This window comes from Candidatus Magnetobacterium casense (assembly GCF_019173545.1).
GTDB classification, from domain to species: domain Bacteria; phylum Nitrospirota; class Thermodesulfovibrionia; order Thermodesulfovibrionales; family Magnetobacteriaceae; genus Magnetobacterium; species Magnetobacterium cryptolimnobacter.
The window spans coordinates 1-9,505 of sequence record NZ_JABXWD010000121.1 but is presented as its reverse complement, the minus strand read 5'-3'; the positions used below and the strand labels follow the sequence as shown (position 1 = coordinate 9,505).

The window sequence follows — 9,505 nt, the reverse complement described above, 5'->3', positions numbered from 1 at the left end:
AGAATATATGCCTTCTTTAACATGAATCCTGATAATCTCTTAATCCGTTAAATCGTGGTTCAGACATCTTTATAATTGCAGAATTTGTAATGTGACATTGTCAAGTTAAAAAAGCATGGTAAAATGTTTCGCAGGAACCAGGTGCGACCTGGAGCGACAAAGAAGGGGTCAAGGGGACTTCTTCGTGGCCGGGGTGCCCCACCCCTCCCCTTGCGTGGGGTTCTGAAGGGGGGCGGAGCCGCCCCTTTCTTTCTTGTGCTACCATGAGATATAAAGAAGATACAATTAATGGTTAGTTTGCATTAACCCTCCCCTAACCCTGGGTATAAAGGGAGGTGGATATGTTGAGAGAGGGAGGGGGATTGCCCCCTATAACGTCTCAAAGTCTGCATCTGAATCATGCTTGTCTTCTGCCAGGCTTACATCGGCGCTCCTGGTGGCCTTCTTTGGTATATTAACCCTTTTGGGTGCTATATGAGCTAATTGCCTGGTCTTCACGGCCGCCTTTGGGGCCTGCTGCATATCTCTCTTGCTGGCAAAACCCTGGTCCAGCTTGAAGAACGAGATAGCAGACTGTAACTGTTCGGCCTGCGCTGATAGCTCCTCTGCCGTGGATGCCATCTCTTCCGATGCGGACGCGTTTTGCTGGATCACCTGGTCAAGTTGCTGGATGGCCTTGTTGATCTGCTCTGCCCCTGCGTTCTGCTCATTGCTTGCGGCGCTTATCTCCTGGACCAGCTCTGACGTCTTTTTTATATCGGGCACCAACCTGGCAAGCATACCGCCGGCTTGTTCTGCCTTATCAACGGTGGTCGAGGATAGGTGGCCTATCTCACCAGCCGCCTTTTGACTGCGCTCCGCGAGCTTCCTTACCTCCGCCGCCACAACGGCAAAGCCCTTGCCGTGCTCCCCTGCCCTTGCCGCCTCAATTGCCGCATTTAAGGCCAGGAGGTTGGTCTGCCGTGCGATCTCCTCGATGACCGTGATCTTACCGGCGATCTCCTTCATCGCACCGACTGCATCCGATACGACCGAGCCGCTTTCCTGTGCATCCTGTGAGGACTTGGCGGCGATGTTCTCAGTAGATTTAGAGTTATCCGCGTTCTGCCTTATGTTTGCCGCCATCTGCTGCATCGACGACGACACCTCCTCTACCGATGCGGCCTGTTCCGTAGACCCCTGGGAGAGCTGCTGTGCGGTGGACCTTATCTCCTGGCTTCCGCTTGCCACCTTGTCAGAGGAGACCCTCACGTTTCCAACTACTTCCCGCAATTGCCCTACCATATCCACCATTACACCATATAATCCGACTCTTTTTATGCTTTCGTCTAACCTAATGGTCAGATCGCCCTGCGCTATCTTCCTGGCCATATCTGCCACAACCGCAGGCTCTCCTCCCAACTGTCCCATTAACGACCTCGTAATAAATATCACTACGATTACGCCTGCTATTATTGCTAGCAGAGTTCCGTAAACTGAAGCATTATTGGCCAGGTTCGCCGTATCATGTGCATTCTTTGACCTTACTTCCAGCAAGGAGGCCTCTGCATTAATAAACTCACCAATCACTACCCTCGACTGATCCATATATTTCTTTCCCGTACCTTTACCCATAAAGGTAACGATATCATTCATGGTGGTCTTATTGGCCGCATTTTCGCCCTTTACCACTTCTCTCCTTAGCTCTATCGACGGCGCTGAAAACTCCTTATCCAGACTTCCGGCCATTGCCTCTACCTTCTCCAGGCGACTGACCTGTGCAGGGTTATCGTTGACTGTCTTTTTAAGCTCTGTTATGGTCTTTTTAAATGTATCCTGTCCTTTGTTATAGGGTTCCAGGTACTCTTCTATCCCTGTCACCAGAAATCCCCTTACTCCGGTCTCCTGATCCACAAGGGATGCCATTATCTTCTCTGCCTCTCCCATCACCTTGTAAGTGTGGGTAACCCAGCCTGATATCTTAATAAGCGAGTTTACGCTACTATACACTACTGATGAAATAGCAACCATCGCTATTAATATCACAGCATAACCAAATATTAATTGTGTCTTGAACTTCATGTTACTGAATCCCATAGAAACCTCCTTGCGATTTGTATCTGTGTGGTCACCAGCTTTATATAAAAGGCAATAATGGCTCTACACTCTACACTCTACGGGAAGTGTAACCCATCGTATTTAGTTATGTCAAGGTCTTTTTAGGGGTTGCCTTATCTATCTTGAGGACATCCTGAAATTTGTTATTCTTCTTTATCTGCTATTTTCACAAACTCTGATGGTATACTGATCGGATTCGAGTTTTTTCGGGTATCAAAATTGCTGAATAGAAGAAAGAAAGGGGCGGCTCCGCCCCCCTTCAGAACCCCCCGCAAGGGGACCAGTCCCCTTGACCCCCCATTATTTTGTCAATCAAATATCATGCCCGAAAAAACTCGTGTCATTTTAGTATACAATACTACTCTGACATTGTCAAATTAGGTTGAATTGTTTATACGGGGGGTACGTTTGAATTTTGCGGTGAAAAATGCTATGCTAAGATAAATAACAGAGAGGTGCATAACAGTATGGACAGAGGGTTGAAGATATTTATTTCTATCAGTGAACTGGCGGTATCGGATATAACAAAGGGTGGTTTGTCCTATCTGGGCTTTATTAATGTCCATGCGGTAAACAACACGTCAACCGCCCTGGGCGCCCTGCTCAGAGACAAGGTAGACGTCCTGATCAGTGACTACGCCAACCTCAAGATGGAGGGAGAGGGGGGCAACCTCCTGAAGGCGATCAGGAGTCACCAGGAGCTTGCACGCCTTAAGATAGTCCTGCTGGCCACAAAGGAGATAGACGTAAACGAACTCAAGCAGTTGTACAAGGAAGGCATCAATGCCATTGTAAAGTATCCGTTTCAGATAAACGACCTTGTCAAGGGCATCAACGACGCCGTCAGAAGCGTCCAGACACAGGTGTCGGATACGTTTACAAAGATACGACAACTGGACTTTTTTTCCTTCATGAACGATGAAGAGGTGCTGAAGCTCCTTAAGATGACCAAGTGCAGGAAGTACGAGGGAGGCGAAATAATATTTGACGAGGGACAGCCTGGCGATCGATTCTATGTCATAATTGAGGGCAGCATGTTGATCATAAAGGTGCTCGATGACGACAACGAGGAGGTACTGGCACGGCTTGAGAGGGGGGCGTGTTTTGGCGAAATGGCCATAGTGGAAAACACCACCCGTTCGGCAAGGGCCAGGACCGATGATGGCGTCTTGCTCTTTGAGCTGGACAGCAAGCTCATGGATGGCTATGACGATATCGTTACGTTGAAATTGTTCAAGAAGCTGGCCTACGTCTTTAGCGATCGTCTAAGAAACGCCGACCAAAAGATCAGGGAACTGGCACTGTACTCCTACGCAAAGTAGGATCGCCACGGACACTCAGGGGGGACTAGGTCGGAACCTCTGCCCTGTCCCCCGGTTCTTTGCACATCTTTGTTTGTTCAGCGCTCTGGGGATCATTGCTTGCCTCCAACTCTCTGCCCCCTGCTACTTGTTCATCGGCAGGTGGATCAAAAAAGACGCCCCGGCATCGGGTTTGTTTCTGACTGTTATGCGGCCACCCATCTTCTGGATAATACCGCGACTTACGGCGAGGCCGAGCCCCGTGCCCTTGCCCTCGGGTTTTGTCGTGAAAAACGGCTCAAAGATCGTATCGATGTTTCCCTCGGGGATGCCCGGCCCTGAGTCGGTAAACTCGATCTCTACCAGGTCGTTGTCATCTTCGCTGATGCGCTTTGACTTGATGAACACCTTTCCTTTGCCCTCCAGGGCGTCGGCTGCGTTTATCAGGAGGTTGATAAAGACCTGCTCCAGTTGTGAGGGGTCTCCGGCGATTCTCGGCAGGTCGGGGTTGAGCTCCTTTGTGATGCTCATGTTGTGGAACCTGGCCTGGTTCTGCAGGATGTTCAGTGCGCTGTCGATTGTCTTGTTGACGTCGAGATCGACCTTCTCCGAGGGGATCGCACGCGAATAACCCAAGAGTACCGCTATGATGTTTGAACACTTTTCGGCCTGTTGGATTATCACCTCAAGGTCGTCCTTGTCCTGCTTGTTATCTGCCGGGACGCGTTTTAGCAGGAGCTGGGCAAAGATGATTATGCCCGTCAGGGGGCTGTTTAGCTCATGCGCAACTCCGGCCACCATCCTGCCCAGAGAGGCCAGTTTTTCGGTATGCATGTACTGCTCCTGGGTCTTTCTGACCTCGCGGGCCTTCTGCTCCATGATTTCGGAGAGCCGCTTGGTCTTCTCCTGCAGATCGGATTTTTCAAACTTCAGGCTCCGTGTCATTTCGTTGTAGGCACGGGCAAGGTCGCCGATCTCATCATCGCTGCCCTCCGCAAGCGAATGATCGTAATACCCACGAGAAACCATCTTCACCCCCTCGTACAGTAAGACCGACGGCTTGGTCACCAGCTTTGACAGTATCATGTAGACGGATATCAGGATCAGTGCGGCAAAGATCGTACCGTAGATAACGGCATCAATGTTGCGTGCCCTGATCATGTCATAGGTGCTGCCCAGGGGCAGTTCCGCCTCCAGGATACCGTTTATCTTGACCTGGGCATCGTGGACGTGACATGGGGCCGTGTAGCAGCTCTGTTCGTTCTTGATGGGTATAAAGGCACGCAGACGCTGATTTTCTTCTGCAATATACCAGTTCTGCCTAAGCTCCTTGAAGCTGTATACACCTTTGATATCGTTTGTGTGACACTCTTGGCAGATACGCGCCTTATCGCCCACGGTATTGCCAAGCTCGTTTTTGTCGGAGGAGAACTTGATGTTGCCATGATGGTCCAGGAGTCTTAGCGTGGGTATCTTTTTGATACTGCCCACGTTTTCAATCGTTTTCTGTATCTGCTCCTTGTGGCTGACGAGCATGTTGTAATTGATGCTGCTACGGATGATCTCAAGATAGGACAGCGTCTCCTCCGTCTTGTTAATGATCACATCCCTGTTGGCGCTGATTATAAACTTGTACCAGAACACCACGCCCCACAGCAACAAGAGGGCGCTCACTAAAATTATCGTCTTGCAGCTCAATGAGCTGCGAATCATTCTTAACAACATGGCTCCATTAGACACATACTATTTTTACAATCTATTATACAACTATTTCTCCATATGATGTCGAGTTTTTTCTTGCCGTAAAAAAATCCGACAGCGCTCCAGTCAAGCGTGGACAAAAAACTCCCCCCACGGACAACTATCTGCCGAGGAGACACCGTATGAGTTGACGCAGTTACCGTTGAGTCATTTGTCGAGTGAGCTTATTTCTTTCACGCTATGGATATTTCGAAGTTCTCTCGCTGCAGCTTGGAGTCTGCCTTGATTATCAGGACAACGTCAAAGGTGACCTCAAACTCCTCCAACCCGTGGCGTTGCTCGTCGGAGAGGTAATCGGCGACAATGGGATGCGCCGTTATGGTCACCTTGGCGCCCTTGTGCAGGGGCATGCGGCGGAGCTTTCTGAATATTTCATAGCTGACCGTCTTTGTGGACTTTACAAACCCCTTGCCTTCACACATCGGACAAGTCTCGCACAGGGTTCGGCCAAGGCTCTCACGGATGCGCTTTCTGGTCATCTGGATCAGGCCGATTTCGGAGACATTAAATATGGTGTTTTTGGCCCTGTCCTTTTTCATGGTCTCTACAAAGGTCGTGTAGAGTTTTTCTCTGTTTTCGGGTATCTCCATGTCAATGAAATCAATAATGATAATGCCCCCGAGGTTTCTCAGCCTGATCTGATAGGCGATCTCCTTGACTGCCTCGAGGTTGGCCTTGAGGATGGTGTCTTCGAGGTCTTCCTTGCCGACGTACTTGCCGGTGTTGACGTCTATGACGGTCATGGCCTCAGTCTGGTCTATGACGATGTAGCCGCCCGACTTTAACCACACACGCCTGTCAAGCCCCTTGTATACGTCAAGTTCTATGCCAAAGAAGTCAAAGATGGTCTCACGGCGGTCGTAGAACTCTATCTTGTTGTAGAGCTTTGGAAAGAAGTGTTTGACAAAGTCCTGGATGTGTTCAAATTCGTCCCTGGAGTCTATGACAAGGCGTTGGACTTCGTTGTTTAAGAGGTCGCGCACGCTGCGGTAGATCAGGTCAAGGTCGCTGTAGAGCATCGACGGGGAGGCGACGTTTTCCTTTTTCTTGAGGATGTTCTCCCAGATGAGCAGGAGAAACTCCATGTCCTTTCTGAGTTCTTCGATGTCTTCGTTTTCGCTGGCAGTCCTGACGATGAGACCGTAGCCCTTGGGCTTGAGTTCGTCAACAATATTGCGCAGCCGTTGGCGTTCTTCGGCCTTAACGATGCGCCTGGAGATGCCTACGTGTTCTATGGTTGGCATCAGTACCAGGTATCTCCCCGGTATGGTGATGTAGGAGGTGCCACGGGCACCTTTTGTCCCAATGGGGTCCTTTGCCACCTGAAGCAGGACGTCCTGCCCCTCCTGTATCAGCTCGTTGATGGTGATATCGGGTCTGTCGGGACGCCCACGCCGCGTCGTCAATTCTATGGGGTCATCGCCGTTTTCCAGGAACTCCGTGAAGTCCTCCACGTCGGTCTTTATGTCATCAACGTAGAGAAAGGCCGCCTTCTCAAGACCAATATCAATAAAGGCCGATTGCATCCCCGGCAGTATCTTGACCACCTTGCCCTTATATATATTGCCCACGATGCTTGCATCCTTCTTCCTCTCCACGTAGAACTCCACCAACTGCCCCCTCTCCAGGAGCCCTACGCGTACCTCATCGAGTGTCACGTTTATTATTATCTCACTTGACACCCTTAATGTTGCCCCCTGGGGATAATCTCATCGGGTTGTACCAGGCGTCCTGTTTGCACCTGGCCGTCCTGTCCCTTGCCCGTCGACCCCGGTTGCCATCCATACATGGCCGTTCTGACCACCTCAACCTCCTCCATCTTGCACCCCAAAAGCGCCTCGACAACCACAGCGATCTTTACGCCCTTCTCCGGGGTGTCTCTCAGGAGCAGGATAAGTTTGTCGTCCGCTATATCAAATTCCACAAGGTTGGAGGTTATCCATTTATTCTCAGGGACATGTAAGAATAATTGTATGGCGTTTTCTATGTCGTTTCTGGTTGACTTTTTATTTAGTGTGATTTCGTACTTGTATGTGTTGACGAACTTCCCCAGCGACGGCGCCCCCTTTGGTATAAAGAACATCTTCAGGATGCTCAACCCCTGCGGTAAGGTCATGTTGAGTTCCCTGATGAATTTCTCTATGTCACACGGGGGATAGACCTCAATGTCAAAGAACTCGCGCTCTCCGGCAACCCCAACGCTCAAGGCAGGGCCAAATGAAATCCCCGGCATGGGGTTAAACCCCTTTGAGTACACCAGCGGCACCGACGCCCGCAGCAACCCCCTCAGGAGCGCCAACATCAGTTCCAGGTGTGAAAGATATCGCAATTGTCCGCCCTTGGAAAACATGACCCGCACCCCTACAGGGGAGAAGCTGTGACGCATCTGAAACTCCGGCTTGCCCCCTGAATCGGGCAAGGCATAGCCGTCACCCTTAGAGAGATACTCCCCGCTCTTACAGCCAAGTCCGCAGGCCATACAGGTGTTCTTGCAGTCCGGGGTTCGATTTTCGGCCAATGCCCGTTGCAGTTCACGCCAGAGGTAGTCCTTGTTTACGCCGGTATCCACGGTATCCCATGGCAAGGGGGTGGAGGCATCCCCGTGGAAGTCCATCGTGGCAATGGCCGCACCATCTATGCCGGTCTTATCCATAGCGGTGAGCCACTTGTTGTAGTCAAAGACGTCCGACCAGGCATCTAGCCTCGCCCCCTCCTGCCACGCCGTCTCTATCAGTGTGGCCATGCCCTGGTCTCCGCGGGCAAACAGCGCCTCAAGAAGTGACATGCGATCGTCCTGGAGCTTAAACTTGATGGCCTTTTTATTTAGGTTCTGTCTGAGGTAGTCCTTTTTTCTCATGATTTCGTTCAGGGAGGCGTGTTGACACCACTGAAAGGGCGTATGCGACTTGGGTATGAAGGCCGAAACACCCACGTTGATGTTTACGGAGTGTTTTGTGAACCTGTTGGCGGTCTTTAGCGCCTTGTAGACCATTGCGGGGATGGCCTCAACGTCTTCGTCCCTTTCCGTTGGCAGGGCTATCATGAAATAGAGCTTGAGATTAAGCCAGCCCTCTCTGAATATCGTGTGTATGGTTCTGTCATAGTCTTCCTGGTCGAAGTCCTTGTTGATGACCTGTCGCAGGCGTGCAGTGGCGGCCTCTGCGGCGATGGTAAAGCCGCTTTTTTTGACCGCCTTGGTCATTATAACGATGTCCTCCGTCACCGAGTTGATCCTCAGCGAGGGCAGGGAACATGATATGCGTCGGTGCGAAAATTTCCTGTTAAACAGCCTCAGGACCTCGGGTAATCTGGTGTAATCCCCGGCGCTGAGTGAGGTGAAAGAGACTTCGGTGTAGCCGGTGTTTTTGAGGGTCTGTTCGGCTATGGCGATAATGGTTGCCGGGTCACGCTCTCTGACGGGTCTGTATATGACCCCGGCCTGACAGAAGCGGCAGCCACAGCTACATCCCCTGGCGATTTCTATGTTTATGCGGTCGTGGACGACCTCCGTATAGGGCACAACGGGGGCAGTGGGATAGTCGGCAATGTCAAGGTTGGTGACATATCTGCGTCTGACGGAGGGCCTGGGAAAGGCCGGTACCATCACGCCGGCGATTTCGCTGAGACCTTTGAGGAAGTCCTTCCGGTTGAGGTGTCCGTCCTTCTTGTATGCAACACCCACGTCTATAATTTCCCTGATGGTCTCCTCGGCGTCGCCTATTACGAAGGCGTCGAAAAACGGCAGCACCGGCGAGGGATTGACCGTGCAGGGGCCACCGGCTATGACCACGGGGTCGGTGTCGGAGCGCAGTTGCGCCCTTATCGGGATACCGCCGAGGTGCAGCATGTTAAGGACGGTCGTATAGGACAGCTCGTACTGGAGGCTGAATCCGACGATATCAAACTCCCGCAGGGGCGTCTTGCTCTCAAGGGATGTTAGCAGTATGCCCTCTGTCTTGAGGTACTCCTCCAGATCGATCCATGGGGCAAAGGCACGCTCACAGGAGGCATAGGGCAGGTCGTTTATTACCTTGTACAGGAGTTTCAGACCGAGGTGCGACATTCCGATCTCATAGACATCGGGGAAACACAGCGCCACACGTATAAACCCACGCTTGTATACAGCATTAAGTTCGCTGTTTATGTACCTACTCGGTCTCCTGAATTGCGAAAAATTCACCCCTTAACTATACCAGTTTCAGACACTGTTTGACAAGTATGCAAGACATAAATTTTGGTATCCTCTCAAAAAAGCAGGGTAATTTTTATTTCACGTTTAAAAGGCATGGATTCCTGCTTTCGCAGGAATGACAGTTACAGCCGTTTTCCAAGTGTGTCATTCCTGG

5 protein-coding genes are annotated in these 9,505 nt (G+C 51.0%); 1 reads left to right on the top strand and 4 read right to left on the bottom strand.

All coding sequences use genetic code 11. The features are described from left to right. Positions 1 to 369: 369 nt before the first annotated feature. The gene (locus HWQ67_RS08160; protein WP_218252192.1) at positions 370 to 2,076 is read right to left on the bottom strand and encodes a methyl-accepting chemotaxis protein; all 1,707 of its coding nucleotides are present in this window, start codon (positions 2,074 to 2,076) and stop codon (positions 370 to 372) included. Between the two features lie 488 nt (positions 2,077 to 2,564). Between HWQ67_RS08160 and HWQ67_RS08155 the strand changes: the two genes are divergently transcribed. Beyond that, the gene (locus HWQ67_RS08155; RefSeq protein WP_218252191.1) at positions 2,565 to 3,419 is read left to right on the top strand and encodes a cyclic nucleotide-binding domain-containing protein; all 855 of its coding nucleotides are present in this window, start codon (positions 2,565 to 2,567) and stop codon (positions 3,417 to 3,419) included. A gap of 123 nt (positions 3,420 to 3,542) precedes the next feature. Here HWQ67_RS08155 and HWQ67_RS08150 read toward each other — a convergent pair whose 3' ends face one another. The 3 genes from HWQ67_RS08150 to HWQ67_RS08140 all read right to left on the bottom strand — a co-directional run bounded on the left by HWQ67_RS08150 (position 3,543) and on the right by HWQ67_RS08140 (position 9,339). Further along, a complete protein-coding gene (locus HWQ67_RS08150) occupies positions 3,543 to 5,123 on the bottom strand; it encodes a sensor histidine kinase (protein ID WP_218252190.1) in 1,581 nt (526 codons plus the stop codon). 209 nt (positions 5,124 to 5,332) lie between these two features. Then, complete coding sequence (locus HWQ67_RS08145; RefSeq protein WP_218252189.1) at positions 5,333 to 6,841, bottom strand: Rne/Rng family ribonuclease; 1,509 nt, start codon at positions 6,839 to 6,841, stop codon at positions 5,333 to 5,335. Positions 6,842 to 6,843: 2 nt separating this feature from the next. Next, positions 6,844 to 9,339 carry a TIGR03936 family radical SAM-associated protein gene (locus HWQ67_RS08140; RefSeq protein ID WP_218252188.1) on the bottom strand — a complete coding sequence of 832 codons (2,496 nt, stop codon included), beginning with the start codon at positions 9,337 to 9,339 and terminating at the stop codon, positions 6,844 to 6,846. Between the last annotated feature and the right edge of the window lie 166 nt (positions 9,340 to 9,505).

Bases quoted from the DNA above. Each gene is read 5' to 3' on its own strand.
- HWQ67_RS08160 (WP_218252192.1), bottom strand. From the start codon at position 2,076: ATGGGATTCAGTAACATGAAGTTCAAGACACAATTAATATTTGGTTAT.
- HWQ67_RS08155 (WP_218252191.1), top strand. From the start codon at position 2,565: ATGGACAGAGGGTTGAAGATATTTATTTCTATCAGTGAACTGGCGGTA.
- HWQ67_RS08150 (WP_218252190.1), bottom strand. From the start codon at position 5,123: ATGTTGTTAAGAATGATTCGCAGCTCATTGAGCTGCAAGACGATAATT.